This window comes from Streptomyces sp. NPDC086080, assembly GCF_044540255.1.
Taxonomy (GTDB): Bacteria; Actinomycetota; Actinomycetes; order Streptomycetales; family Streptomycetaceae; genus Streptomyces.
Genome location: NZ_JBITRU010000003.1, coordinates 237,392 through 262,302, shown reverse-complemented (window position 1 = coordinate 262,302; position 24,911 = coordinate 237,392). Strand labels below are relative to the sequence as shown.

Annotated in this window: 24 protein-coding genes and 2 pseudogenes; 9 read left to right on the top strand and 17 right to left on the bottom strand. The window is 70.5% G+C overall.

What is annotated here, in order from left to right; genetic code table 11:
- Window positions 1-76: 76 nt before the first annotated feature.
- From dapD to ACIF9R_RS05255, 11 genes are all read right to left on the bottom strand, one after another.
- Window positions 77-1,066: a 2,3,4,5-tetrahydropyridine-2,6-dicarboxylate N-succinyltransferase gene (gene dapD, locus ACIF9R_RS05305; RefSeq protein ID WP_399974607.1), complete on the bottom strand. Its 990-nt coding sequence runs from the start codon at window positions 1,064-1,066 to the stop codon at window positions 77-79.
- A gap of 230 nt (window positions 1,067-1,296) precedes the next feature.
- Window positions 1,297-1,839, bottom strand: a complete 543-nt coding sequence (locus ACIF9R_RS05300; RefSeq protein WP_399974605.1) for a TetR/AcrR family transcriptional regulator — start codon at window positions 1,837-1,839, stop codon at window positions 1,297-1,299.
- Window positions 1,839-2,159, bottom strand: a complete 321-nt coding sequence (locus ACIF9R_RS05295) for a DMT family transporter (protein WP_399974603.1) — start codon at window positions 2,157-2,159, stop codon at window positions 1,839-1,841. Before ACIF9R_RS05295 ends, ACIF9R_RS05300 begins: the two co-directional genes overlap by 1 nt.
- A gap of 98 nt (window positions 2,160-2,257) precedes the next feature.
- Entirely contained in the window at window positions 2,258-2,590 is a 333-nt protein-coding gene (locus tag ACIF9R_RS05290) for a metal-sulfur cluster assembly factor (RefSeq protein WP_129309783.1), read from the bottom strand.
- Complete coding sequence (sufU, locus tag ACIF9R_RS05285) at window positions 2,587-3,051, bottom strand: Fe-S cluster assembly sulfur transfer protein SufU (RefSeq protein ID WP_399974599.1); 465 nt, start codon at window positions 3,049-3,051, stop codon at window positions 2,587-2,589. The genes ACIF9R_RS05290 and sufU overlap by 4 nt, the downstream gene beginning before the upstream one ends.
- 10 nt (window positions 3,052-3,061) lie before the next feature.
- Window positions 3,062-4,318, bottom strand: coding sequence for a cysteine desulfurase (locus ACIF9R_RS05280; protein ID WP_399974596.1), 1,257 nt, complete (start codon window positions 4,316-4,318; stop codon window positions 3,062-3,064).
- Entirely contained in the window at window positions 4,315-5,079 is a 765-nt protein-coding gene (gene sufC / locus ACIF9R_RS05275; RefSeq protein WP_399974593.1) for a Fe-S cluster assembly ATPase SufC, read from the bottom strand. Before sufC ends, ACIF9R_RS05280 begins: the two co-directional genes overlap by 4 nt.
- Window positions 5,080-5,086: 7 nt before the next feature.
- Window positions 5,087-5,404 carry a non-heme iron oxygenase ferredoxin subunit gene (locus ACIF9R_RS05270; RefSeq protein ID WP_399974590.1) on the bottom strand — a complete coding sequence of 106 codons (318 nt, stop codon included), beginning with the start codon at window positions 5,402-5,404 and terminating at the stop codon, window positions 5,087-5,089.
- On the bottom strand, window positions 5,401-6,621 hold the full coding sequence (sufD, locus tag ACIF9R_RS05265) for a Fe-S cluster assembly protein SufD (protein WP_399974588.1): 1,221 nt from the start codon (window positions 6,619-6,621) through the stop codon (window positions 5,401-5,403). Before sufD ends, ACIF9R_RS05270 begins: the two co-directional genes overlap by 4 nt.
- A gap of 86 nt (window positions 6,622-6,707) precedes the next feature.
- Complete coding sequence (gene sufB / locus ACIF9R_RS05260) at window positions 6,708-8,129, bottom strand: Fe-S cluster assembly protein SufB (RefSeq protein ID WP_399974586.1); 1,422 nt, start codon at window positions 8,127-8,129, stop codon at window positions 6,708-6,710.
- Complete coding sequence (locus ACIF9R_RS05255; protein ID WP_399974583.1) at window positions 8,126-8,839, bottom strand: helix-turn-helix transcriptional regulator; 714 nt, start codon at window positions 8,837-8,839, stop codon at window positions 8,126-8,128. Before ACIF9R_RS05255 ends, sufB begins: the two co-directional genes overlap by 4 nt.
- Before the next feature lie 160 nt (window positions 8,840-8,999).
- Here ACIF9R_RS05255 and ACIF9R_RS05250 point away from each other — a divergent pair.
- From ACIF9R_RS05250 to ACIF9R_RS05235, 4 genes and pseudogenes are all read left to right on the top strand, one after another.
- Window positions 9,000-9,844 (top strand): annotated as a pseudogene (locus tag ACIF9R_RS05250) (aminoglycoside N(3)-acetyltransferase).
- Window positions 9,845-9,875: 31 nt separating this feature from the next.
- Complete coding sequence (locus tag ACIF9R_RS05245) at window positions 9,876-10,799, top strand: ABC transporter ATP-binding protein (protein ID WP_399974581.1); 924 nt, start codon at window positions 9,876-9,878, stop codon at window positions 10,797-10,799.
- Window positions 10,800-10,887: 88 nt separating this feature from the next.
- Complete coding sequence (locus ACIF9R_RS05240; RefSeq protein ID WP_399974578.1) at window positions 10,888-11,658, top strand: ABC transporter permease; 771 nt, start codon at window positions 10,888-10,890, stop codon at window positions 11,656-11,658.
- A gap of 71 nt (window positions 11,659-11,729) precedes the next feature.
- A complete protein-coding gene (locus ACIF9R_RS05235) occupies window positions 11,730-12,743 on the top strand; it encodes a heme A synthase (protein WP_399974948.1) in 1,014 nt (337 codons plus the stop codon).
- On the opposite strand, the pseudogene ACIF9R_RS05230 reads toward ACIF9R_RS05235, so the two are convergent.
- From ACIF9R_RS05230 to ACIF9R_RS05215, 4 genes and pseudogenes are all read right to left on the bottom strand, one after another.
- A pseudogene (locus tag ACIF9R_RS05230) lies at window positions 12,701-12,964 on the bottom strand (nucleotidyltransferase); the annotation flags it as partial. The gene ACIF9R_RS05235 and the pseudogene ACIF9R_RS05230 overlap by 43 nt on opposite strands.
- Window positions 12,928-14,076, bottom strand: a complete 1,149-nt coding sequence (locus ACIF9R_RS05225; RefSeq protein WP_399974576.1) for an amidohydrolase family protein — start codon at window positions 14,074-14,076, stop codon at window positions 12,928-12,930. The gene ACIF9R_RS05225 and the pseudogene ACIF9R_RS05230, both read right to left, overlap by 37 nt.
- 84 nt (window positions 14,077-14,160) lie before the next feature.
- On the bottom strand, window positions 14,161-14,493 hold the full coding sequence (locus ACIF9R_RS05220; RefSeq protein ID WP_399974574.1) for a hypothetical protein: 333 nt from the start codon (window positions 14,491-14,493) through the stop codon (window positions 14,161-14,163).
- Between the two features lie 93 nt (window positions 14,494-14,586).
- A complete protein-coding gene (locus ACIF9R_RS05215) occupies window positions 14,587-15,540 on the bottom strand; it encodes a heme o synthase (RefSeq protein ID WP_399974572.1) in 954 nt (317 codons plus the stop codon).
- 343 nt (window positions 15,541-15,883) lie between these two features.
- Here ACIF9R_RS05215 and tkt point away from each other — a divergent pair, with 343 nt between their 5' ends.
- Genes tkt through pgl form a run of 5 tightly spaced genes read left to right on the top strand, consistent with a single transcriptional unit; the run spans window position 15,884 to window position 22,468 of the window.
- A complete protein-coding gene (gene tkt, locus ACIF9R_RS05210; RefSeq protein WP_399974569.1) occupies window positions 15,884-17,971 on the top strand; it encodes a transketolase in 2,088 nt (695 codons plus the stop codon).
- Between the two features lie 34 nt (window positions 17,972-18,005).
- Window positions 18,006-19,124 carry a transaldolase gene (tal, locus tag ACIF9R_RS05205; protein ID WP_399974567.1) on the top strand — a complete coding sequence of 373 codons (1,119 nt, stop codon included), beginning with the start codon at window positions 18,006-18,008 and terminating at the stop codon, window positions 19,122-19,124.
- Between the two features lie 4 nt (window positions 19,125-19,128).
- On the top strand, window positions 19,129-20,652 hold the full coding sequence (gene zwf, locus ACIF9R_RS05200) for a glucose-6-phosphate dehydrogenase (RefSeq protein WP_399974564.1): 1,524 nt from the start codon (window positions 19,129-19,131) through the stop codon (window positions 20,650-20,652).
- The gene (gene opcA / locus ACIF9R_RS05195; protein WP_399974561.1) at window positions 20,649-21,701 is read left to right on the top strand and encodes a glucose-6-phosphate dehydrogenase assembly protein OpcA; all 1,053 of its coding nucleotides are present in this window, start codon (window positions 20,649-20,651) and stop codon (window positions 21,699-21,701) included. Before zwf ends, opcA begins: the two co-directional genes overlap by 4 nt.
- Window positions 21,698-22,468: a 6-phosphogluconolactonase gene (gene pgl / locus ACIF9R_RS05190; RefSeq protein ID WP_399974558.1), complete on the top strand. Its 771-nt coding sequence runs from the start codon at window positions 21,698-21,700 to the stop codon at window positions 22,466-22,468. The genes opcA and pgl overlap by 4 nt, the downstream gene beginning before the upstream one ends.
- Before the next feature lie 235 nt (window positions 22,469-22,703).
- Here the strand turns inward: pgl and ACIF9R_RS05185 are convergent, their stop codons facing one another.
- Window positions 22,704-23,543 (bottom strand): carbohydrate ABC transporter permease, encoded by an 840-nt coding sequence (locus tag ACIF9R_RS05185; RefSeq protein WP_399974555.1) that lies wholly within the window; start codon window positions 23,541-23,543, stop codon window positions 22,704-22,706.
- Window positions 23,540-24,907, bottom strand: a complete 1,368-nt coding sequence (locus tag ACIF9R_RS05180; RefSeq protein ID WP_399974553.1) for an ABC transporter permease subunit — start codon at window positions 24,905-24,907, stop codon at window positions 23,540-23,542. Before ACIF9R_RS05180 ends, ACIF9R_RS05185 begins: the two co-directional genes overlap by 4 nt.
- Window positions 24,908-24,911 lie beyond the last annotated feature (4 nt).

The following is a 24,911-nucleotide window of genomic DNA, read 5'->3' as shown; positions in this document are numbered from 1 at the left end:
CACCGGGTGGGTCCGGCCCGCCGGGTCGGTATCCCGGCCGCCACGCCCGTCACCGCGTACGGGCATGACGGGCGGGTCAGTTGTGGCTGTGCAGTACCTCGTTGAGGCCGCCCCAGACCGCGTTGTTCGGGCGGGCCTCGACCGTGCCGGTGACGGAGTTGCGGCGGAACAGGATGTGGGAGGCGCCGGACAGCTCCCGGGCCTTGACGACCTCGCCGTCGGGCATGGTGACCCGGGTGCCGGCGGTGACGTACAGACCGGCCTCGACCACGCACTCGTCACCGAGGGCGATACCGACGCCCGCCTCGGCGCCGATCAGGCAGCGCTCGCCGACGGAGATGCGCACATTGCCGCCGCCGGACAGGGTGCCCATGGTGGAGGCGCCGCCCCCGATGTCGGAGCCGTCACCGATGACGACACCGGCCGAGATGCGGCCCTCGACCATCGACGTGCCGAGCGTGCCGGCGTTGAAGTTGACGAAGCCCTCGTGCATGACGGTGGTGCCCTCGGCGAGATGTGCGCCGAGCCGCACCCGGTCGGCGTCGGCGATACGGACGCCCTTGGGGGCGACGTAGTCCGTCATGCGGGGGAACTTGTCGACGGACGTCACGGCGAGGTGCAGGCCCTCGGCGCGGGCGTTCAGCCGCACCTTCTCGACGTCGTCCACGGCGACCGGACCGAGCGAGGTCCAGGCGACGTTGGCGAGGTGGGCGAAGATGCCGTCCAGGTTCTGGCCGTGCGGCTTGACCAGACGGTGCGAGAGCAGGTGCAGGCGCAGATAGACGTCGTGCGCGTCGACCGGCTTCTCGTCCAGCGAGGAGATGACCGTGCGGACCGCGACGACCTCGACGCCCCGGCGGGAATCCGGCCCGACCGCCGCGGTGGCGCCGCCGCCCAGCAGTTCGGCGGCCCGCTCGGCGGAAAGCCGCTCGGTACCGGAGGGTCCGGGCCCGGCGACGAGTTCGGGGGCGGGGAACCAGGTGTCGAGGACGGTGCCGTCGGCGGCGAGGGTGGCGAGGCCGGCGGCCACCGCACCGGTGGTGCTCTGAGCAGTCGTGTCGGTCATAAGGGCAACCTAACGGCCCGGCGGCCACGGACGCGAACCGGTCCCCGGGCATCTCACGTGCCGGGCGAGCCCTCCACCGGGGCACTCGCGCGGGGACCGCCGCCGGGAGCACCGCACCCGGCCGGAGGACACCTCCCGGCACCGGCGCCGGCCCCGCGGGCGGGCGACGGTCGCCGGGCCGCTCACCCGTCCCACGGCCCGCTCCCCGGCCGCGCCGGACGCGCCCGCCGTCACTCCGCCGGGATCACCCGCCCCAGCACCTCCCGGGCATACGCCTCGTCGTACGGCGTGTCGGTCAGCAGTGCCTGGAGACAGATGCCGTCCACCAGCGCGACCAGTGCCCGCGCCGTGACCGGGTCGGTGCGGCGGGACAGCTGCCCGGCCACGCCCTCGCACCACTCGGCGGCGACGGGGCGCAGGGCGGGGCGGCGCAGGGCGGCGAGATACAGCTCGTACTCCAGCTCGACCCCAGTGCGTTCACCGGCGAGCCATTCGCCCATCAGCGCCGCGAGTTCGGTCGCCAGATCGGCGCGCGGGTCCTCGAGGCCGCCCCGCGCCGCGACCACCTTGGCGAAGCCCTCGTTGGCCTGCCGCAGTGCGGCGACCATCAGGTCGTCGAGCGTCCTGAAGTGGTACGTGGTGGAGCCGAGCGGCACGTCCGCCTCGGCGGCGACGCTGCGGTGACTGAGTCCGGCGATGCCGGCGCGGCCCACGACCCGGATCGCCGCGTCGATGATCCGCTGCCGCCGCCCGGGGTCGTGGCGCCGGGCCATCAGTGCGCGCCGCCCAGGTTGAGCACCACGACGCCGATGATGATGAGCGCGATCCCGGCGGCCTTGGCGGTGGTCAGTCCCTCCCCCAGGAACGCCACGCCGATGGTGGCGATGACGGCGGTGCCCACCCCCGCCCAGATGGCGTAGGCCGTACCGACGGCGACGGTACGGAGCGTCTGGGCGAGGAGGGCGAAGGAGACGATATAGCCGAGCACGGTCAGCAGCGAGGGCCCGAGCCTGCTGAAGCCGTCGCTGTACTTCATGGCGGTGGTGGCGCACACCTCGGCGGCGATGGCCCCGGCGAGCAGCAGGTATCCCATATGTACGAGCGTACACAGCGCAGGGGTGCCCGCACGCGAGAACGGCGACGCCCCGGGGGGGGGCGTCGCCGTTCTCGCGTGCGTGGACGAAGCGGCTGTCAGACGTTGAAGCCCAATGCGCGAAGCTGCTCGCGGCCGTCGTCGGTGATCTTGTCCGGTCCCCACGGCGGCATCCAGACCCAGTTGATGCGCAGTTCGTTGACCAGTCCGTCCGTGGCGGACTTCGCCTGGTCCTCGATGACATCCGTCAGCGGGCAGGCCGCCGAGGTCAGGGTCATGTCGACGGTCGCCACATTGGAGTCGTCGACGTGAATGCCGTAGATCAGGCCGAGGTTGACGACATCGATGCCCAGCTCTGGGTCGACGACGTCCATCAGGGCCTCCCGGAGCTCCTCCTCCGAGGCCGGCTTCATCTCCACGGTCTCGCTCATGCCGTTGTCCTTTCGGCGTCGGCGCCCAGCGCCTGGGCCGTCGCGTCCTTCCACGCCATCCAGCTGAGGAGGGCGCACTTCACCCGGGCCGGATACTTGGACACCCCGGCGAACGCGACCGCGTCCTCCAGGATCTCCTCCATCGCGTCGTCGGGCTCGATCTTCCCCTTGGACTGCATCAGCTCCAGGAAGGTCCCCTGGATCCGCTGCGCCTCGGCGAGGTCCTTGCCGACCAGCAGATCGTTCAGCACCGAGGCCGAGGCCTGGCTGATGGAACAGCCCTGCCCCTCGTAGCTGACGTCGCTGATCTTCGTACCGTCGTACTTCACGCGCAGCGTGATCTCGTCACCGCACGTCGGGTTGACGTGGTGCACCTCGGCGTCGCCGTCCCTCAGACCACGCCCGTGCGGGTTCTTGTAGTGGTCCAGGATGACGTCCTGGTACAGGGAGTCCAGCTTCACGCTCAGCCCCTCATCCGAAGAAGTTCCGTACGTACTCCAGGCCGTCGACCAGTGCGTCGATCTCGGCCGGCGTGGAGTACAGATAGAACGACGCTCGCGTGGTCGCGGGAATTCCGTACCGCAGGCAGACAGGCCGCGCGCAGTGGTGGCCGACCCGGACCGCGATGCCCTGCTCGTCGAGGACCTGGCCCACGTCGTGCGGGTGTATGTCACCGAGCGTGAACGAGATCGCGGCGCCGCGGTCCTCGGCCGTGGCCGGGCCGATGATGCGCAGGTCCGGGACCTCGGTGAGCCGCTTCACCGCGTACTCGGTGATGGCGTGCTCATGGGCGAGGACCTTGTCCATGCCGATGGCCGACAGGTAGTCGATCGCCGCGCCGAGACCGACCGCCTGGGCGATCGGCGGGGTGCCCGCCTCGAACTTGTGCGGGGCCGGCGCATAGGTCGACGAGCTCATCGACACGGTCTCGATCATCTCGCCGCCGCCGAGGAACGGGGGAAGATCCTCCAGCAGCTCCTGGCGGCCCCAGAGGACGCCGATGCCGGTCGGACCGCACATCTTGTGGCCGGTGAAGGCCACGAAGTCGGCCTGGAGGGCCTGGACGTCCAGCGGCATGTGCGGCGCGGCCTGGGAGGCGTCGATGCAGACGAGCGCGCCGACCTCCTGGGCGCGGCGCACGATCGCCTCGACCGGGTTGACCGTGCCCAGGATGTTGGACACCAGCACGAAGGAGACGATCTTCGTCTTCTCGGTGATGACCTCGTCGATGTTCGACAGGTCGAGCCGGCCGTCGTCGGTCAGCCCGAACCACCTCAGCTTCGCGCCCGTGCGCTGCGCGAGCAGCTGCCACGGCACGATGTTGGAGTGGTGCTCCATCTCCGTGATGACGATCTCGGTCTCGTGGTCCACCCGGTACGGCTCGTCGGCCCAGCCGAGCATGTTGGCCACGAGGTTGAGCGACTCGGAGGCGTTCTTGGTGAAGATCACCTCGTCGCGCGAGGGAGCGTTGACGAACTCCGCGACCTTGTCGCGCGCGCCCTCGTACAGCGCCGTGGCCTCCTCGGCGAGCACATGCACACCGCGGTGGACGTTGGCGTTGTAGCGCTCGTAGTACTGGGCGAGTGCGTCCAGTACCTGGCGCGGCTTCTGCGAGGTCGCCGCGTTGTCCAGGTACACGAGCTTCTGGCCGTCGTGGACCTGGCGGTCCAGGATGGGGAAGTCCTTGCGGATCGCCTCTGTATCGAGGAGGCCCGGCAGCTGTGTCACTCGGATGCGCCACCCTTCACGTATGCCTCGTAGCCCTCGTTCTCCAGCTTGTCGGCGAGCTCGGGACCACCCGACTCGACGATGCGGCCGTTCGCGAACACGTGGACGTGGTCGGGCTTGATGTAGCGCAGGATGCGCGTGTAATGCGTGATCAGCAGAGTGCCGACCTCGCCGGCCTCGCGGACGCGGTTGACGCCCTCGGAGACGACTCGCAGGGCGTCGACGTCCAGCCCGGAGTCGGTCTCGTCGAGGACCGCGATCCTCGGCTTGAGCAGCTCGAGCTGAAGGATCTCGTGACGCTTCTTCTCACCGCCGGAGAAGCCCTCGTTGACGTTGCGCTCGGCGAAGGCGGGGTCCATGCTGAGGCGCTCCATGGCCTCCTTGACCTCCTTCACCCAGGTGCGCAGTTTCGGGGCCTCGCCGCGGACGGCGGTGGCGGAGGTGCGCAGGAAGTTGGAGACCGAGACGCCGGGGACCTCGACCGGGTACTGCATGGCGAGGAACAGGCCGGCGCGGGCGCGCTCGTCGACGGCCATCTGCAGGACGTCCTCGCCGTCGAGGGTGACGGTGCCGCCGGAGACGGTGTACTTGGGGTGACCGGCGAGCGCGTAGGCGAGGGTCGACTTGCCGGAGCCGTTGGGGCCCATGATGGCGTGCGTCTCGCCCTGCTTCACGGTGAGGTCGACGCCCTTGAGGATCTCCTTCGTGGCGTTGTCGGCCTCGACGGTGACGTGCAGGTCTCGGATTTCAAGCGTTGCCATGGGTGCCTCAGGACTCCTGGGTGACGGAGACGAGCACGTCGTCCCCTTCGATCTTTACGGGGTATACGGGGACGGGGCGCGTCGCCGGGGGGCTGTCGGGCTTGCCGGAACGGAGGTCGAAGCGCGAGCCGTGCAGCCAGCACTCGATGTGGCAGTCGTCGACCTCGCCCTCCGAGAGGGAGACGTTCGCGTGCGAGCAGATGTCGTTGATCGCGAACACCTCCCCGCAGGTCTGCACTATGGAGACCGGCGTGCCGTCGAGTTCCACCCGCTTGGGGGTGTCCTCCTCCAGCTCGCTGAGCCCGCAGACGCGTTGGAAGGTCATCCGACCGCCGCCTCCAGCTCCTCGTCGATCTTGGCGATCAGACGCTCCTCGATGTCCGGGACGCCGATCTGCTGGACGAGTTCGGCGAAGAAGCCGCGGACCACCAGACGCCGGGCGTCCTGCTCGGGGATACCGCGGGCCATCAGGTAGAAGAGCTGCTCGTCGTCGAAGCGGCCGGTCGCGGAGGCGTGTCCGGCGCCGACGATCTCGCCGGTCTCGATCTCCAGGTTGGGCACGGAGTCGACACGGGCGCCGTCGGTGAGCACCAGGTTGCGGTTCATCTCGTAGGTGTCGGTGCCCTCGGCCTTGGCCTCGATCAGCACGTCACCGATCCACACGGCGTGCGCGTCGTCGCCCTGGAGCGCGCCCTTGTAGACGACGTGGGACTTGCAGTGCGGGACGTTGTGGTCGACCAGCAGGCGGTGCTCCTGGTGCTGCCCCCGGTCGGTGAAGTACAGGCCGAACAGCTCGGCCTCGCCGCCCGGGCCGGCGTAGGTCACGCGCGGGTGGAGGCGTACGACGTCGCCGCCGAAGGTGACGACGACCGACTTGAAGGTGGCGTCGCGGCCGACCAGCGCGTTGTGCTGGGCGACGTGCACCGCCTTGTCGTCCCAGTCCTGGACGGAGACGACGGTCAGCTTGGCGCCGTCGCCGAGGACGAAGTCGACGTTCGCGGCGAGCACCGCGTCACCGGTGTGGTCGATCACCACGAGGGCCTCGGCGAAGGCGCCGAGCTCGACCAGCTGGTGACCGTAGGCGGCGCCGCCCTCGCCGTGCACCGTGATGCGGACCGGCTCGGTGAGGACGGTCTCCTTCGGCACGGTCACGACCGAGGCCCGCTCGAAGCCGGAGTACGCCTGGGCGGCGACCCGGTCCACCGGGGTGCCGGCGCGGCCGAGCCGCGCGTCGTCGCGGCCGACGGTCTCGACGACGACGCCCTCGGGCGCCTCGACGGCGACCTTGACGCCCTCGCCGGTGACGGTGGCGGTGCCGTCGTGCAGCCCGCGCAGCCGCTCCAGCGGGGTGAACCGCCACTCCTCCTCACGGCCGTGGGGGACGGCGAAGTCCGCCACGTCGAAGGACGGGGGCGCGCTCATACGGGTGGCGACGGTCGACTCGGCGGCCACCGCGATCGAGCCGGCGGTGGTGGAGCCCACCGGTGGGGGTCCCCCCGCCGGAGCGTAGCCGGAGGTGGGGGAGTTCTGAGCCTCAGCCATGGCTGTCGTAGTGCTCGCTTTCCTTTACGTAAGGGGCCTTGACGGAACGGCGGGGCGGGGTGGCCGGTGGCCACCCCGGGCCGGTGTCAGCCGACCGCGCCTTCCATCTGCAGCTCGATCAGCCGGTTGAGCTCGAGCGCGTACTCCATCGGCAGTTCCTTGGCGATCGGCTCGACGAAGCCGCGCACGATCATCGCCATCGCCTCGAACTCGCTCAGACCGCGGCTCATCAGGTAGAAGAGCTGGTCCTCGGAGACCTTGGAGACGGTCGCCTCGTGGCCCATGGACACGTCGTCCTCGCGGACGTCCACATAGGGGTAGGTGTCCGAGCGGGAGATGGTGTCGACGAGCAGCGCGTCGCAGAGCACGTTGGACTTGGAGCCCGGGGCGCCCTCGCCGATCTCGATCAGACCGCGGTAGGAGGTACGGCCACCGCCGCGCGCCACCGACTTGGAGACGATGTTGGACGAGGTGTTCGGGGCCATGTGGACCATCTTGGCGCCCGCGTCCTGGTGCTGGCCCTCGCCGGCGAAGGCGATGGACAGCGTCTCGCCCTTGGCGTGCTCGCCCATGAGGTAGACGGCCGGGTACTTCATCGTCACCTTGGAGCCGATGTTGCCGTCGACCCACTCCATGGTCGCGCCCTCGTAGGCCACGGCGCGCTTGGTGACCAGGTTGTAGACGTTGTTCGACCAGTTCTGGATGGTCGTGTAGCGGCAGCGGGCGTTCTTCTTGACGATGATCTCGACGACCGCGGAGTGCAGCGAGTCCGACTTGTAGATCGGGGCGGTACAGCCCTCGACGTAGTGCACGTAGGCACCCTCGTCGACGATGATCAGGGTCCGCTCGAACTGGCCCATGTTCTCGGTGTTGATCCGGAAGTAGGCCTGGAGCGGGATCTCGACGTGCACGCCCGGCGGGACGTAGATGAACGAGCCGCCGGACCACACCGCGGAGTTCAGCGACGCGAACTTGTTGTCGCCGACCGGGATGACCGTGCCGAAGTACTCCTTGAAGAGCTCCGGGTGCTCCTTCAGGGCCGTGTCGGTGTCCAGGAAGATGACGCCCTGCTCCTCCAGGTCCTCACGGATCTGGTGGTAGACGACCTCCGACTCGTACTGGGCGGCGACACCGGCGACGAGGCGGTTCTTCTCGGCCTCGGGGATGCCCAGCCTGTCGTAGGTGTTCTTGATGTCCTCGGGCAGGTCCTCCCAGGACTCCGCCTGCTTCTCCGTGGAGCGCACGAAGTACTTGATGTTGTCGAAGTCGATGCCGGAGAGGTCGGAGCCCCAGTTCGGCATGGGCTTCTTCTCGAACAGGCGCAGGCCCTTGAGACGGAGCTTGGTCATCCACTCCGGCTCGTCCTTCTTCGCGGAGATGTCCCGGACGACGTCCTCGTTCAGGCCACGTCGCGCCGACGCACCGGCCTCGTCACGGTCGGCCCAGCCGTATTCGTAGGTGCCCAGACCCTCCAGCTCGGGGTGGGCAGTCTCCGTGGGGAGAGTCATGCGGGGTTCCTCCCGGACGTGCTTTCAGATGCGTGGTGGGAAATCTTGGGGATGAACGTCGTGCAGACGCCGTCGCCGTGCGCGATCGTCGCGAGCCGCTGTACATGTGTACCGAGGAGCTCGGCGAAGAATTCCGTCTCGGCCTCGCACAGCTGCGGGAACTGTTCGGCGGCGTGGGCGACCGGGCAGTGGTGCTGGCAGAGCTGTTCGCCGACCGGTGCGGTGCGCGCGGTGGCAGCGTACCCGTCCGCGCTCAGGGCCTTGGCCAGCGCTTCTGCCCGCTCCTCGGGAGCCACGCCCTCGACCGCCCTTCGGTAGGTCTCGGCCTGGGCGGCGATCCTGGCGCGGGCGAAGGCCGCGATCGCCTCGTCACCGCCCTCCCGCTGGCCGATCCAGCGCAGGGCGTCCACGGCCAGCGTGTCGTAGGACTGGTCGAACGCGTCCCGTCCACCGTCGGTCAGGGCGAACACCTTGGCCGGGCGCCCGCGCGTGCGGGCCCCGTAGACCCGGCGCTCACGGGCCTCCACGACGTTGTCCGCGGTCAGCGTGTCCAGGTGCCGGCGTACGGCCGCCTGGGTGAGACCGAGGCGCTGGGCCAGCTCGGCGACGGTCGACGGGCCGTGGTCCAGGATGGAGCGGGCGACACGGTTGCGGGTGGACCGCTCACCGGTAGCCAGCTCCTCACGGGAAGCCTCGCCGACGTTTTTCACAACGCCATTGTTGCGTAATTCATCGAAGACCGGCAAGCCGCGCCCGGACGGCCCGAGGTGCGCTGCGTCACTTAGGTGACCCTAATCCGACCTGCGGAAACGATCTTTGATCGATCAAATCGGTGGCGCCCGACAGCGACTTCCTGGAGACTCCCGCACCATGCCCACACCCGCTCCGACCGGCCCTCTCGTCACCCGCGACACCCTCACCGCACAGATGCGCGAGCTCGGCGTCCGGCCGGGTGAGACCCTCCTCGCGCACTCCTCGCTCAGTTCCCTCGGCTGGGTCAACGGCGGACCGGTCACGGTGGTCCGCGCGCTCCTCGACGCGCTGGGCCCGGACGGCACGCTGGTGGTGCCCACGCAGACCAGCCATCTCTCCGACCCCGCGCTGTGGCAGGCCCCGCCCGTCCCCGAGGAGTGGTGGGAGACCATCCGGGCCACCATGCCCGCGTACGACCCGCCGACCACGCCCTCGCGCGGGGTCGGCGTGATCCCGGAGACCGTACGGACCTGGCCGGGCGCGCTGCGCAGCGCGCACCCCCAGACGTCGTTCGCGGCGGTGGGACCCCACGCTGCGGAGATCGTCGCCGGCCACGCGCCCGACTGCCGGCTGGGCTGGGGGTACCTCCCACGCCCTTGAGGCAGTGGGGGAGCAGCCCGCTGGCGAAGCTGGAGCGGCTCGGCGCACGCGTGCTGCTGCTCGGCGCCGGATACGACGCCTGCACCGCCTTCCATCTCGCCGAGTACCGCATCCCGTCCCCGCGGGTGGAGGTCGGCCGTCCCGGCCCGCAGGGCTGGGAGACGGTAACCGAGGTGTCCATCTCCTCCGAGGGCTTCGCCGAACTGGGCCACGACTTCGAACGCGACCGTCCCGTGGTCCGCGGCACGGTGGGGGCGGCCGAGGCGCGGTTGTTCCCGGTGGCGCGGGCGGTGGCCTACGCCGAGGGCTGGCTGGCGACGCACCGCCCCCGCGAGGAGGAGTTCCCGCACCCGGCGCTCTGAGGACCGGGCCGCCTCCCTAGACTCGTGTCCCATGCGAAGTGAGCCCGTGGTCCAGGTGCAGGCCCTGGTGAAGCGCTACGGCACGAAGACCGCGGTGGACGGCCTCGACCTGGTGGCCGGGCAGGGTGTGACCGCCGTGCTCGGCCCCAACGGGGCCGGCAAGACGACCACGGTCGAGACCTGCGAGGGATACCGGCGGCCGGACTCCGGCACGGTACGCGTGCTGGGCCTCGACCCGGTACGGGAGTCGGCGGCGCTGCGGCCCCGCGTCGGCGTGATGCTCCAGTCCGGCGGCGTCTACTCGGGCGCGCGGGCCGACGAGATGCTCCGGCACATGGCGAAGCTGCACGCGCATCCGCTGGACGTGGACGCGCTGATCGAGCGCCTGGGGCTCGGCTCCTGCGGCCGGACCTCCTACCGGCGGCTCTCCGGCGGCCAGCAGCAACGGCTCGCGCTGGCGATGGCCGTGGTCGGACGCCCCGAGCTGGTGTTCCTGGACGAGCCGACCGCCGGCCTCGACCCGCAGGCCCGCCACGCCACCTGGGACCTGGTACGGGACCTGCGCGACGACGGTGTGTCCGTCATCCTCACCACCCACTACATGGACGAGGCCGAGCAGCTCGCCGACGACGTGGCGGTCATCGACGCCGGCCGGGTCATCGCCCAGGGCTCCCCCGAGGAGCTGTGCCGGGGCGGCGCCGAGAACACGCTCCGCTTCTCCGGGCGGCCGGGCCTGGACGTGGTCTCGCTGCTGAAGGCCCTGCCCGACGGCTGCACGGCCGCCGAGGTGACCTCGGGCTCGTACCGTGTCGTCGGCGACGTCGACCCGCAACTGCTCGCCACGGTGACGTCCTGGTGCGCGCAGCACGGCGTGATGCCGGACCGGATCTCCGTCGAGCGGCACACCCTGGAAGACGTCTTTCTGGAACTGACCGGCAAGGAGTTGCGCGCATGATCCCGGCACGGACGGACAACGGCCGGGGGTCCGGGGGGCGCCCCCCGGGCAGACACAGCCTGGAACCGACCGGCAAGGAGTTGCGCGCGTGACCGCGACCGGCACCTACTCACCGAAGCCGGGCGCGGCGCCCCTGACCCGCATGATCACCGCCCAGGCCGTGCTCGAGACGAAGATGCTGCTGCGCAACGGCGAGCAGCTGCTGCTGACCGTGATCATCCCCACCCTGCTGCTGGTGCTCTTCGGCACCGTGGACGTGGTGGACCTCGGTGAGGGCGAGGCGGTGGACTTCCTCACCCCCGGCATCCTCGCCCTCGCGGTGATGTCGACGGCGTTCACCGGGCAGGCCATCGCGACCGGCTTCGAGCGCCGCTACGGCGTGCTCAAACGGCTGGCCGCCTCGCCCCTTCCCCGCTGGGGCCTGATGACCGCGAAGACGCTGTCGGTGCTGGTCACCGAGGTGCTCCAGGTACTGCTCGTGACGGTGATCGCGCTCGCGCTCGGCTGGTCCCCGCAGGGCGACCCGCTGTCCGTGTTCCTGCTGCTCCTGCTGGGCACGGCCGCCTTCTCCGGGCTCGGTCTGCTGATGGCCGGCACCCTCAAGGCCGAGGCGACGCTCGCCGCCGCCAACCTGGTCTTCCTGCTGCTGCTCGTCGGCGGCGGGGTCGTCGTACCGCTGGACAAATTCCCGGACGCGGCCCAGGACGTGCTCGGTCTGCTGCCGATCTCGGCGCTCTCGGAAGGGCTGCGGGACGTGCTCCAGCACGGGGCCGGAATGCCGTGGGGCAACCTCGCCATCCTTGCCGTCTGGGCGGTCGCGGGACTCGCGGCGGCCGGGAAGTTCTTCCGCTGGGAGTGAGCCGGAATGCCCCGTACCGACCCTCGTGAAAGCGTGCACAAGCGGCGCCTTACGATGGGCGGGTGCCAAACGTGACCCGCGCCGACGCCCCGGCGGCCGCGCGCAACCCGCTCGCCTTCATCGCCGCACGCTGGACCCCGGATCCCCGGACCGTCCGCCGGGCGGCCCTCGCCGCACTCGTCATGGCAGTGATCATCGTGGTCACCGGTGGGGCCGTCCGGCTCACCGGCTCCGGCCTGGGCTGCCCGACCTGGCCCAAGTGCACCGACGACTCGATCACCAACACCAGCGAGATGGGCATCCACGGCGTCATCGAGTTCGGCAACCGCCTGCTGACGTACGTGCTGTGCGCGGCCGTCGGCTGGGCGATCGTCGCAGCCCGCTCCCAGAAGCCGTACCGGCGCAGCCTGACCCGGCTGGGCTGGGCCCAGTTCTGGGTCGTCATGGGCAACGCGATCCTCGGCGGCATCGTGGTCCTCGTCGGTCTGAACCCGTACACGGTCGCGGCGCACTTCCTGCTGTCCTCGGCGCTGATCGCGGTCGCGACGGTGATGTGGCAGCGCACCCGCGAGGGCGACGGCGCACCCCGGCCGCTGGTCGGCAAGGCCGTGCGGCAGCTGGTGTGGTTCCTGGTGGCCGCCTCCGGACTGCTGATCACGGTCGGCACGGTGGTTACCGGCGCGGGCCCGCACGCGGGTGACTCCAGCGAGGTCGCGCGGATGCCGCTGGACTGGGAGACGGTCAGCAAGCTGCACGCCGTGCTGGCGTGGATCGTGGTGACGCTGACGTTCGCCCTGTGGTTCGTCCTCAAGGCGGTCGACGCCCCCAAGGCCCCGCTGGCCCGCACCCGCGAGCTGTTCCTGATCCTGCTCGCCCAGGGCTTGGTGGGCTACGTCCAGTACTTCACCGACCTCCCCGAGGTCCTGGTCGGCCTGCACATGTTCGGCTCGTGCGTGATGTGGATCTGGGTCCTCCTGGTGCTGCTGTCCCTGCGTGAACGCCCGACGGCGACGGCCGCCCTCGACGCGCCCGAGCCGCCCGCTCAGGAGCCCGCCACGAGCCCGTCGATCGCCGGCCCGAGGTAGTCCCGGGTCAGCCGGACCCGGCGCAGGACCCACTCCCCGGCGGGCGCTGTGGCCCCGTCGTGGCGCCGCCTCCTGATGTCCGCGACGGCCTCGCCGGGCGCGCCGAGGCCGGGCAGTACCTCCAGGGCCTCCCGCTTGGAGATCAGACGACCCTCACGCAGCGTGACGGTGGCGCGGGCGATGGTCAGCAGACCGAGGTCGACCCACACGTCCTGCGTCCAGTCGGCGACCCCAGCCCGTACACCCTGCCCGCGTTGCCCGAGGCGATCAGACCCGCCACCCGCTGGGCGTCGTCCAGTGACCACGCCCCCTCCGTGACCCAGGCACCGAGCACCCGGCCGAGTGCCTCGCGGAACAGGTGGGCGCCGACGACGTGCAGCTCGGGCAGGCCGCGGGCGCCGGTGGAGAAGAGGATCTTGCCGAAGGGTGCGAGTTCCAGGATCTCCGCCAGGACGGCCGCGGCACCGGCGCCGGTGCGCAGCAGGGCGGCGCCGCAGTCGGCGTAGACGTGCGGGAAGACACCGGCGAGATGCGCGGCGTGGCGGTGGTACGGGTAGCCGTGCAGCAGGACGAGGTCGGTGCCGAGGCCCGCGGTGGCCCGGACGAAGCCGGTGAGCAGGACGGGGTCGCCGCGGTCGATGCGGGCGCCGGGCGCGCCGAGCCCGGCGTGCAGCTGGAGGGGCCGGCCCGAGGCGACCGCGATCCACAGCAGATGCCTGAGGAGCACCGGGTCGCTCAGCTCGTCCCCGGCCCGGCGCCCGGCCAGCCAGCGCCCCGCCGCGCCGCGTACCTCCCCCGCTCCGGGCGGTTCGGGAGCGAGTGACAGCCCGTGCCGCAGTCCGGCGACGGAGGTGAAGGCGACCGCGTGCGCGGCGGCGCCGTGCACGGACTCGGCGAGGTTGGCGAGGAAGGACGCGACGGTGCCGGAGGTGTCGGCGACCTGTTCGGCGAGCTGCTCCAGGCGGACGATCTCGTGCGCGTCCGCGTCGGCCGCCCGGCCCAGCTCGGTGGGCCCGGTGAGGTCGTCGGGCAGGCCGGTGTCGACGAGGTAGGCGGTGATGCCGCTGCCCCGCAGCAGCAGCCGTCCGGCCTCGCTCGTGCCCAGTTCACGCCGCCGGGCGAGGTACCGGGCGGGCGGACAGTGCGGCTCCAGGCCGAGCAGGGGCGGGCACCAGCGGCGTACGGCGAACCCGGTCTGGGTGTCGAAGAGGGTGGTGCCGGGGGCGGGCGGTCCCTCGGTACGGGCCAGCTGGGCCTCGAAGGTACCGAGGCCCAGCTCCGTACGGAGCACTCCGTGGCAATGCTGGTCCACGAGGGACGGCGGTTCGATCATCTCGGGACGCTCCCCGGGTGGACGCTGTCACTGCCTACACGTCCTAACGGGTGAACCGGTGAGTAGGTGTTGCCCGAGGTGGGTTCAGCCCTGGGAGGGGCCGCCGACCTGGATGCCCGCCATCCTGCTCCACTCGTACGGGCCCGTCCTCACCTTCGCCGCGAACTCGCCGTCGAAGTCCTCGTAGACGGTGATGCCCGCCTTCTCCACGGCCTTTCGGGCGATCTCCGTCGAGGGGGCGAAGACGTCGCCCCACGCGCCGTCCTCGCCGACCAGGACGATCCGGGCGCCGCGCTGTCCGAGGTACGCGACCTGTCCCTCGGCACCGCCGTGCGCCTTGGCGAAGCCGCCGATCTGCCGGGCGAGCCGGGCCGCCTTCTTCTCGGCCTTCGGGTCCACCTGCTGCGTGTCTGCCATGACCAGGATGCTACCGACGGGTAGATCAAACGGCGACGGGCGGGGTCCGTGGCCTTGACCACGTACGCCGCCCGCGGGGGCGTCCGGGCGGCGTCAGCGCAGGAACGGGTCCACCGCGACGGCGACGAAGAGCAGCGACACATAGGTGATGGACCAGTGGAACAGGCGCATCTCCTTGAGCTTGCCGCCCGTCACCTCGGCCTTCGCGCGGTTCAGCAGCGCGTGGGCCTCCCACAGCCACCAGCCGCCCGCCGCGAGGGCGACGGCCGTGTAGAACCAGCCGGTGTAGCCGAGCGGGGTGAGCAGCAGCGACACCGCGACCATGACCCAGCTGTAGATCACGATCTGCTTGGCGACCGCCTTGTTGCCGGCGACGACCGGCAGCATCGGCACGCCGACGCGCGCGTAGTCGTCCCTCACCTTCATGGACAGCGGCCAGTAGTGCGGCGGCGTCCAGAAGAAGATGACGAGGAAGAGGATGACCGGGGCCCACGCCATCGAGTTGGTGACGGCGGACCAGCCGATCAGCACCGGCATGCAGCCGGCGATGCCGCCCCACACGATGTTCTGCGCCGTACGCCGCTTGAGGATCATCGTGTAGACGACGACGTAGAAGAGGAGCGCGCTGAGGGAGAGCCAGGCCGAGAGCCAGTTGACGGTGAGGCCGAACAGCAGCGTCGAGACGACCGCCAGGGAGATGCCGAAGACCAGGCACTCGCGCGGGCTGACCATGCCGGTCACCAGCGGACGCTGCGAGGTGCGGTCCATCAGCGCGTCGATGTCGCGGTCGATGTACATGTTCAGCGAGTTGGCGCCGCCCGCGGACAGGTAGCCGCCGAGGCAGGTCAGCAGCACCAGCTTCAGATCGGGCACGCCCCGTTCCGCCAGGAACATCACCGGGACGGTGGTGATGAGCAGCAGTTCGATGATCCGCGGTTTGGTGAGGGCCACGAAGGCCATCAGACGGGCCCCGAACGGCCGATGTGCGGTGCTCTGACTGCTACCCAGCACTCCCGCTGGACGGGATTCAACGGCCGTCACGTACACCCCTACAGAGACATCCCAGCAAGCCTCCCCAGGTGAAGTGGGGGTAAAGGCTCGCGCGTACCACGCCACTGTAGACGTTGCCCAGACCCGGACATTCGCGGGGGTCGGCTCGTGTTGTGCGGCGCCCTCCGAGGTGCGTCTCCCGGCTCGATTGAGCACCCGGATGAGCGGCTCCGTATTCATCTGCCGAATGCGGAAACTTTCGAGCCGGAAGGCGGATCGGATGAGGTGCCCGCACTCTGGAATGACCTGGAAAAACGCATGTCCCACGGGGGTAGGCTCGACCACGCCGGTGGGTCGCCACCGGTATCCGAATCCATGTGGAGAGGAGCCCTGACTCAGGGTGAGCACACAGCCGACCACCACAGACCTCGAGTGGACCGAGTTGGACCAGCGGGCCGTCGACACCGCCCGCGTCCTGGCCGCCGATGCCGTACAGAAGGTCGGTAACGGCCATCCGGGTACGGCGATGAGCCTCGCGCCTGCCGCTTACACCCTCTTCCAGAAGGTGATGCGGCACGACCCGGCGGACGCCGACTGGGTCGGGCGCGACCGTTTCGTACTGTCCGCCGGGCACTCGTCCCTGACCCTGTACACGCAGCTGTACCTGGCCGGTTTCGGCCTGGAGCTGGACGACCTGAAGGCGTTCCGCACCTGGGGTTCGAAGACGCCGGGCCACCCGGAGTACGGCCACACCACGGGTGTGGAGACGACGACCGGCCCGCTGGGCCAGGGTGTCGCGAACGCGGTGGGCATGGCGATGGCCGCCCGCTACGAGCGCGGGCTGTTCGACCCGGAGGCCGCCGAGGGGGAGTCCCCCTTCGACCACTACATCTACTGCGTCGCCGGTGACGGCTGCCTCCAGGAGGGCATCTCCGCCGAGGCGTCCTCGATGGCGGGGCACCAGAAGCTGGGCAACCTGGTCCTGCTGTGGGACGACAACCACATCTCGATCGAGGGTGACACCGAGACGGCCGTCTCCGAGGACACCTGCAAGCGGTACGAGTCGTACGGCTGGCATGTGCAGCGGGTCGCCCCGAAGCCGGACGGCGACCTGGACCCGCACGCGCTCCACGACGCGATCGAGGCGGCCAGGAAGGTCACGGACAAGCCGTCCTTCATCGCCATGCGCTCGATCATCGCCTGGCCCGCCCCGAACGCGCAGAACACCGAGGCCGCGCACGGTTCGGCGCTCGGCGACGACGAGGTGGCGGCCACCAAGCGGGTACTGGGCTTCGACCCCGAGCAGACGTTCGAGGTCTCCGACGAGGTCATCGGCCACACCCGCAAGGCACTGGAGCGGGGCCAGGCGGCCCGCGCGGTGTGGGAGAAGTCCTACCAGCAGTGGCGGGACAACAACCCCGAGCGCGCCGCCGAGTACGACCGGATCGCCGCGGGCGAGCTGCCCAAGGGCTGGCAGGACTCGATCCCGGTGTTCGAGCCGGGCAAGGGTGTCGCCACCCGTGCCGCGTCCGGCAAGGTGCTCCAGGCGCTCGGCGCGGTGGTCCCGGAGCTGTGGGGCGGCTCGGCCGACCTCGCGGGCTCCAACAACACCACGATCGACAAGACGTCGTCGTTCCTCCCGGCCGGCAACCCGCTGCCCGAGGCGGACCCGTACGGCCGCACGATCCACTTCGGCATCCGCGAGCACGCCATGGCCGCGGAGATGAACGGCATCGCGCTGCACGGCAACACCCGTGTCTACGGCGGCACCTTCCTGGTGTTCTCCGACTACATGCGCAACGCGGTACGGCTGTCGGCGCTGATGCACCTGCCGGTGACGTACGTGTGGACGCACGACTCCATCGGTCTGGGCGAGGACGGCCCGACGCACCAGCCGGTCGAGCACCTGGCCGCGCTGCGCGCCATCCCGGGCCTGAACGTGGTCCGCCCGGCGGACGCCAACGAGACCGCGATCGCCTGGCGGGAGATCCTCACCCGCTGGACGAAGGAGTTCGGCAAGGGCGCCCCGCACGGTCTGGCGCTGACCCGCCAGGGTGTGCCGACGTACGAGCCGAACGAGGACGCGGCTAAGGGCGGCTACGTCCTGTTCGAGGCGGAGGGCGGCGACGCCCAGGTCGTTCTCATCGCCACCGGCTCCGAGGTGCATGTCGCCGTCGGGGCGCGCGAGCGGCTCCAGGCGGACGGTGTTCCCACGCGCGTGGTGTCGATGCCGTCCGTGGAGTGGTTCGAGGAGCAGGACCAGGGGTACCGGGACAGCGTCCTGCCGCCCTCCGTGACGGCGCGTGTGGCCGTCGAGGCGGGGATCGGCCTCACCTGGCACAAGTACGTCGGGGACGCCGGCCGGATCGTGTCCCTGGAGCACTTCGGTGCCTCCGCCGACGGCAAGGTGCTGTTCGAGGAGTTCGGTTTCACCGCCGAGAACGTGGCCGCCGTGGCCCGGGAATCGCTGGCCTCGGCCCAGCGCTGACGCTCACATACGACACGTAGGAGATGGAATTTCCATGACAGACGCACTGAAGCGCCTTTCCGAGGAAGGCGTGGCGATCTGGCTGGACGACCTGTCGCGCAAGCGGATCACGTCCGGCAACCTCGCCGAGCTGATGGATCAGCAGCACGTCGTGGGCGTCACCACCAACCCGACGATCTTCCAGAAGGCGATCTCCGAGGGCCACGGCTACGACGCGCAGCTGGCCGACCTCGCCGCCCGCAAGGTCACCGTCGAAGAGGCCATCCGCATGATCACCACGGCGGACGTCCGTGACGCCGCCGACATCCTGCGTCCGGTCTTCGACGCCACCGACGGGCAGGACGGCCGGGTCTCGATCGAGGTCGACCCGCGTCTGGCGCACGACACCCGTGCGACGGTCGCCGAGGCCAAGCAGCTGGCCTGGCTGGTGGACCGGCCCAACACGCTGATCAAGATCCCGGCGACCGAGGCCGGCATCCCGGCCATCGCCGAGACCATCGGCCTGGGCATCAGCGTCAACGTCACGCTGATCTTCTCCCTGGAGCGCTACCGCAAGGTCATGGACGCGTTCCTGACCGGCCTGGAGAAGGCCAAGGAGCGTGGCCTCGACCTGTCGAAGATCCACTCCGTGGCGTCCTTCTTCGTGTCCCGCGTGGACACCGAGATCGACAAGCGGATCGACGCGCTCGGCACCGACGAGGCCAAGGCGCTGCGCGGCAAGGCCGCCGTCGCCAACGCGCGGCTGGCCTACCAGGCGTACGAGGAGGTGTTCGCCTCGGACCGCTGGAGCGCGCTGGAGCGTGAGGGCGCCAACAAGCAGCGTCCGCTGTGGGCGTCGACCGGTGTGAAGGACAAGGCGTACAAGGCCACGATGTACGTCGACGAACTGGTGGCACCGAACACGGTGAACACCATGCCGGAGGCGACGCTGTACGCCACCGAGGAGCAGGGCGAGATCCGGGGCGACGCCGTCTCCGGCACCTACGAGCAGGCGCGCGCCGACCTCGACGCGATCGAGGCGCTCGGCATCGCGTACGACGACGTGGTGCGGCTTCTGGAGGACGAGGGCGTCGACAAGTTCGAGGCCTCCTGGAACGACCTGCTGAAGTCGACCGAGGCCGAACTGCAGCGCCTCGCCCCCTCGGAGGGCTGAAACCTTGTCGAGCAGCAATCCGCTGCGTGACCCGGCGGACCGACGGCTCCCGCGTATCGCGGGGCCGTCGGGCCTGGTCATCTTCGGCGTCACGGGCGACCTGTCGCGGAAGAAGCTCATGCCGGCCGTGTACGACCTGGCCAACCGGGGGCTGCTGCCCCCGGGCTTCTCGCTGGTGGGCTTCGCCCGCCGGGAGTGGGCGCACGAGGACTTCGCGCAGGAGGTCCACGACGCGGTCAAGGAGCATGCCCGGACCCCCTTCCGCGAGGAGGTCTGGCAGCAGCTCATCCAGGGCATGCGTTTCGTGCAGGGCACCTTCGACGACGACGAGTCGTTCGAGCGGCTGCGGGACACGATCGACGAGCTGGACAAGGCCCAGGGCACGGGCGGCAACTTCGCCTTCTACCTGTCGGTGCCGCCGCGTTCGTTCCCGGTGGTCATCCAGCAGCTGAAGAAGCACGGGCTGGCCGACCAGACCCACGGTTCCTGGCGGCGCGCGGTCATCGAGAAGCCGTTCGGCCACGACCTGAAGTCGGCCGAGGAGCTGAACGCGATCGTCCACGAGGTGTTCGCCCCGGACCAGGTCTTCCGGATCGACCACTACCTGGGCAAGGAGACCGTCCAGAACATCCTGGCGCTGCGCTTCGCCAACACCATGTTCGAGCCGATATGGAACCGGTCGTTCGTCGACCATGTGCAGATCACCATGGCCGAGGACATCGGCATCGGCGGACGGGCCGGCTACTACGACGGCATCGGCGCGGCCCGCGACGTGATCCAGAACCACCTCCTGCAGCTGATGGCGCTGACCGCGATGGAGGAGCCGGCCTCCTTCGGCGCGGACGCGCTGGCCGCGGAGAAGACCAAGGTGCTCGGTGCCGTACGGCTGCCGAAGGACCTGGGCCGGGACACCGTGCGCGGGCAGTACGCGGCCGGCTGGCAGGGCGGCGCCAAGGCGGTCGGGTATCTGGAGGAGGAGGGCATCGACCCCTCCTCGAAGACCGACACCTACGCGGCGATCCGCCTGGGCATCGACAACCGCCGCTGGGCGGGCGTCCCCTTCTACCTGCGCACCGGGAAGCGGCTGGGCCGCCGGGTCACCGAGATCGCGGTGGTCTTCCAGCGGGCGCCGCACTCCCCCTTCGACTCCAGTGCCACCGAGGAACTGGGCTCGAACGCGATCGTCATCCGTGTCCAGCCCGACGAGGGCGTCACCGTCCGCTTCGGTTCCAAGGTGCCGGGCACGTCGATGGAGATCCGGGACGTGTCGATGGACTTCGCCTACGGCGAGTCGTTCACGGAGTCCAGCCCGGAGGCGTACGAGCGCCTCATCCTCGACGTCCTGCTCGGCGACTCCAACCTCTTCCCGCGCACGGAGGAGGTCGAGCTGTCCTGGAAGATCCTCGACCCGATCGAGGAGTACTGGGACACCCACGGCAGACCGGCCCAGTACCCGGCCGGTACGTGGGGGCCGGTCGAGGCGGACGAAATGCTCGAGCGAGACGGACGGAGCTGGCGCCGGCCATGAAGACGGATCTCACGGACACCACGGCCAGCAAGATCAACAAGGCGCTGGTGAAGGCCCGCCGCGCCATCGGCACCCCCGCCGTCGGCATGGTGCTCACGCTGGTCATCGTGACGGACGAGGAGAACGCCTACGACGCGTTGAAGGCGGCGAGCGACGCCTCGCACGAGCATCCCTCGCGCACGCTGGTCGTCGTCAAGCGGGTCTCCCGCTCGCTCCGTGACCGCACCCGGTCCCGCCTCGACGCCGAGGTCCTGGTCGGCGCGGACGCCGGCACCGGCGAAACCGTCGTCCTGCGCCTCTACGGCGAGGTCGTCGACCACGCCCAGTCGGTGGTGCTGCCGCTGCTGCTGCCGGACGCCCCGGTGGTGGTGTGGTGGCCGGTCAACGCCCCGCTGGATCCGGCACAGGACCCGCTGGGCGCGCTGGCCCAACGCAGGGTGACCGACACCTACACCTGCGAGAAGCCGGTGGAGGAGCTCGCCGCCCGCGCCGCCGCCTACACCCCGGGCGACACGGACCTGTCGTGGACCCGCATCACGCCCTGGCGTTCGATGCTGGCCGCGGCGCTGGACCAGGTCGCCTGCGAGGTGCAGGGCGTGGAGGTGGAGGGCGAGGAGTTCAACCCGAGCTGTGAGCTGCTGGCGATGTGGCTCGCGGACCGGCTGGACGTCCCCGTCAGGCGCTCGCACTCCGGCGGCCCGGGGCTCACGGCGGTGCGGCTGGACACCGACTGCGGCCCGATCGCGCTGGACCGCGCCGACGGCTCACTGGCGACCCTGTCCATACAGGGCCAGCCCGAGCGCGCGGTGGCACTCAAGCGCCGGGAGACGGCGGAGCTGATCGCGGAGGAGCTGCGCCGCCTCGACCCGGACGACACCTACGCCTCGGCCCTGCGCTACGGGGTGGAACGCCTGAAGCCGGCGGACGGGGACGGCGCACCGGCCAAAGGAGAACGGGAGGGGATCCTTACCCCGATCGAGTCGGCTGCGAAAGTTCCCGCGTCCCAGGCGACGGCGCAGGCACCGGTGAAGAGGGCGGCGGCGAAGTGAGTACGACACCGCAGGTGGTCGTGCACCGGGACAAGGAGCTGATGGCGCGGGCGGCCGCGGCCCGCCTGATCACCAGGATCGTGGACGCGCAGGCCTCCCGGGGCTCGGCGTCCGTGGTCCTGACCGGCGGTCGCAACGGCAACGGCCTGCTGGCCGCGCTGGCCGCCGCCCCGGCCCGGGACGCGATCGACTGGTCCCGGCTGGACCTGTGGTGGGGCGATGAACGCTTCCTGCCGGAGGGCGACCCGGACCGCAATGTCACCCAGGCCCGTGAGGCGCTGCTCGACGCGGTGCCGCTGGACCCGGAGCGCGTGCACGCCATGCCCGCGTCGGACGGCCCGCACGGCACGGACGTGGACGCGGCGGCGGCCGCCTACGCGGAGGAACTGGCCGCGGCGGGCGACCCGGTGCCGGCCTTCGACGTCCTGATGCTGGGCGTGGGCCCGGACACCCATGTGGCCTCCCTCTTCCCGGAGCACCCCGCGGTCCGGGAGACGGAACGCACGGTGGTCGGCGTCCACGGCGCCCCCAAGCCGCCACCGACCCGCGTCACCCTCACCCTCCCTGCGATCCGGTCGGCCCGGGAGGTCTGGCTCCTGGCCGCGGGCGAGGACAAGGCGGAGGCGGCGGCGATCGCCCTGTCGGGAGCCGGCGAGGTCCAGGCCCCGGCAGCGGGAGCCCAGGGCCGGTCCCGCACCCTCTGGCTCCTGGACGCGGCAGCGGCCTCCCAACTCCCCCGCGCGCTCTACCCCCCTGCGACACCCTGAACAGGCCCGTCCGGCGTTCGAGGACGAGGCCCGCAGAACAAGCCCGTCCGGCGTTCGAGGACGAGGCCCGCAGAACAAGCCCGTCCGGCGTTCGAGGACGAGGCCCGCAGAACAAGCCCGTCCGGCGTTTGAGGACGAGGCCCGAAGGGCCGGCAAGGGGGCGTCCGGGGGGCGCAGCCCCCGGGGACGGGAAGGGAAGGGGCGGCGGGGGCGAAATCCCCCACCGCCCCGCCCCCTACTTCACCGACCCCGCCATGACCCCCTGCACGAAGTGCCGCTGGAACGCGAAGAACACGACCACCGGCACGATCAGCGACAGGAACGCCCCCGGCGCGAGCACATCGATATTGCTCCCGAACTGCCGGATCTGCGACTGCAGTTGCACCGTCAACGGCTGCGAGGAACTGTCCGCGAACAGGAGCGCGACCAGCATGTCGTTCCACACCCACAGGAACTGGAAGATCGCCAGGGAGGCGATCGCCGGCCGCCCCACCGGCAGCACCAGCCGGGTGAAGATCCGCCACTCGCTCCCCCCGTCCATCCGCGCCGCCTCCAGCATCTCCTTCGGCATCTCGGCGAAGTAGTTCCGCAGCAGGAACACCGCGAACGGCAGCCCGTAGGCCACATGGAAGAGCACGACGCCGGGAATCGTCCCGAACAGCCCCAGCTGCCCGAAGAGTTTGGCGACCGGCAGCAGCCCGATCTGCACGGGCACGACCAACAGCGCGACGACGACGAGGAACACGGCGTCGCGCCCCGGGAAGTCCAGCCAGGCGAAGGCATATCCGGCGAGCGCCGCCACCACCACGACCAGCACGGTCGTCGGCACCGAGATCAGCACGGTGTTCCAGAACGCCTGGGTGATGCCCGAGTTCTCCAACAGCGCCGAGTAGTTGTCGAAGGACAGCTGCCCCGGGCCGGTGAACACGGTCCACCACCCGCCCTTCGCCGTGTCCTCCGCCGACCGCAGCGAGGAGAGGAACAGACCCGCCAGCGGAGTCATCCACACCAGCCCGATGACCACCAGGAACGCCTGCACCACCGCGTTGCCCAGCGCACGCCGCACCGCGTTCATCGCTCACTCCTTCGGAAACGGCGGACGTTGAACACCATGGCCGGGATGACCAGGAGCAGCAGCAGGACACCGAGCGCGCTGCCCAGCCCCTGGTCGTTGCCGCCGCCGAAGGACACCAGCCACATCTGCGTCGCGAGCACGGTCGCGTCCTCCTGCACGGGCCCCGGCGCGATGATGTAGACGAGGTCGAAGACCTTCATCACGTTGATCACCAGGGTCACGAAGACGACGGTGAGGACCGGGCCCAGCAGCGGAACGGTGATCCGGCGGAAGATCTGCCACTCGTTGGCACCGTCCATGCGGGCCGCCTCCAGCGCGTCCCGGGGCAGGGCAGCGAGCCCCGCGCCGATCAGCACCATCGCGAACCCGGTCCAGATCCACAGGTACGCCCCGATGATCGCGGGTGTGACCAGCGCCGGACCGAGCCACGAGATCCCGTCGTAGGGCGCGGCGAAGTTCGACGACGGGAGTTTCAGGGCGTAGGAGCCGCTGTCCAGCCCCGTGAAGCGGAACGAGCCGTCGGCCGCGGTGGTCGTCCGTGCGACCGTGCCCCCGTCGCGCACCGCTTCGACGGTGACTCCGGGCAGTCCGCTCTCCTCCCGGTCCACCACGCCCGGCTCGCCTCCCCCGCCGGGCGTGAAGTCGAGGTACACCACACCGCGCACCTCGTCGGCGCCGGCCTTCCCGGCCGCCGCCGCGGAGGCGGGTCCGGCGTCGCCCGGCAGGTCCTTGGGGGCGACCCCGACCAGCCCCAGCACGGCCGTCGTCCCCCCGGGCGAGACCTCCGCCCCGGTGACGTACGACCCGTCCGCCCCCTTGGTCAGCCCCTCGCCCTCCCGCGCGCGGGCGGTCGGATACGAGGAACTGCCCTCGAAGACGTCGTGGACGGAGACGGCGGCGGCGTTGAGCACGCCCTTGTCCGGGTCCTCGTCGTAGGCGAGCCGGAAGATGATGCCGGCCGCGAGGAAGGACACCGCCATCGGCATGAACAGCAGCAGCTTGAAGGCGGTGGCCCAGCGGACCTTCTCCACCAGGACGGCCAGGATCAGACCAAGACCGGTCAGCAGCGTCGGCGCGACCACGACCCAGACGGCGGTGTTGCGGACGGCCTTGAGCGTGGTCGGGTCCCGGAACATCTCGGCGTAGTTCCCGCCGCCGACGAACTCGTTGCCGGAGGCGTCGAAGAAGCTGCGGCCGATGGAGAACAGCACCGGGTACACCACCAGCGCGCCCAGCAGCAGCAGCGCGGGGAAGGCGAACAGCAGGGCGATGACCCGCCCCCGGCGGCGCAGGCGCCTGCCGCGCGCGCCGCCGGGGTGCACCGGTGCCGGAGGACTCTCGTCTTTCAGCAGTGTGGCGGTCATGGCC

Coding starts and splice junctions, on each gene's coding strand:
- ACIF9R_RS05220 (WP_399974574.1), bottom strand. CDS start 14,493: ATGGCAGACACGCAGCAGGTGGACCCGAAGGCCGAGAAGAAGGCGGCC.
- sufC (WP_399974593.1), bottom strand. CDS start 5,079: ATGGCAACGCTTGAAATCCGAGACCTGCACGTCACCGTCGAGGCCGAC.
- ACIF9R_RS05245 (WP_399974581.1), top strand. CDS start 9,876: ATGCGAAGTGAGCCCGTGGTCCAGGTGCAGGCCCTGGTGAAGCGCTAC.
- dapD (WP_399974607.1), bottom strand. CDS start 1,066: ATGACCGACACGACTGCTCAGAGCACCACCGGTGCGGTGGCCGCCGGC.
- ACIF9R_RS05225 (WP_399974576.1), bottom strand. CDS start 14,076: ATGATCGAACCGCCGTCCCTCGTGGACCAGCATTGCCACGGAGTGCTC.
- ACIF9R_RS05270 (WP_399974590.1), bottom strand. CDS start 5,404: ATGACCTTCCAACGCGTCTGCGGGCTCAGCGAGCTGGAGGAGGACACC.
- ACIF9R_RS05300 (WP_399974605.1), bottom strand. CDS start 1,839: ATGGCCCGGCGCCACGACCCCGGGCGGCGGCAGCGGATCATCGACGCG.
- ACIF9R_RS05290 (WP_129309783.1), bottom strand. CDS start 2,590: ATGAGCGAGACCGTGGAGATGAAGCCGGCCTCGGAGGAGGAGCTCCGG.
- opcA (WP_399974561.1), top strand. CDS start 20,649: ATGAAGACGGATCTCACGGACACCACGGCCAGCAAGATCAACAAGGCG.
- ACIF9R_RS05185 (WP_399974555.1), bottom strand. CDS start 23,543: ATGAACGCGGTGCGGCGTGCGCTGGGCAACGCGGTGGTGCAGGCGTTC.
- sufD (WP_399974588.1), bottom strand. CDS start 6,621: ATGGCTGAGGCTCAGAACTCCCCCACCTCCGGCTACGCTCCGGCGGGG.
- sufB (WP_399974586.1), bottom strand. CDS start 8,129: ATGACTCTCCCCACGGAGACTGCCCACCCCGAGCTGGAGGGTCTGGGC.
- tal (WP_399974567.1), top strand. CDS start 18,006: ATGACAGACGCACTGAAGCGCCTTTCCGAGGAAGGCGTGGCGATCTGG.
- ACIF9R_RS05295 (WP_399974603.1), bottom strand. CDS start 2,159: ATGGGATACCTGCTGCTCGCCGGGGCCATCGCCGCCGAGGTGTGCGCC.
- ACIF9R_RS05180 (WP_399974553.1), bottom strand. CDS start 24,907: ATGACCGCCACACTGCTGAAAGACGAGAGTCCTCCGGCACCGGTGCAC.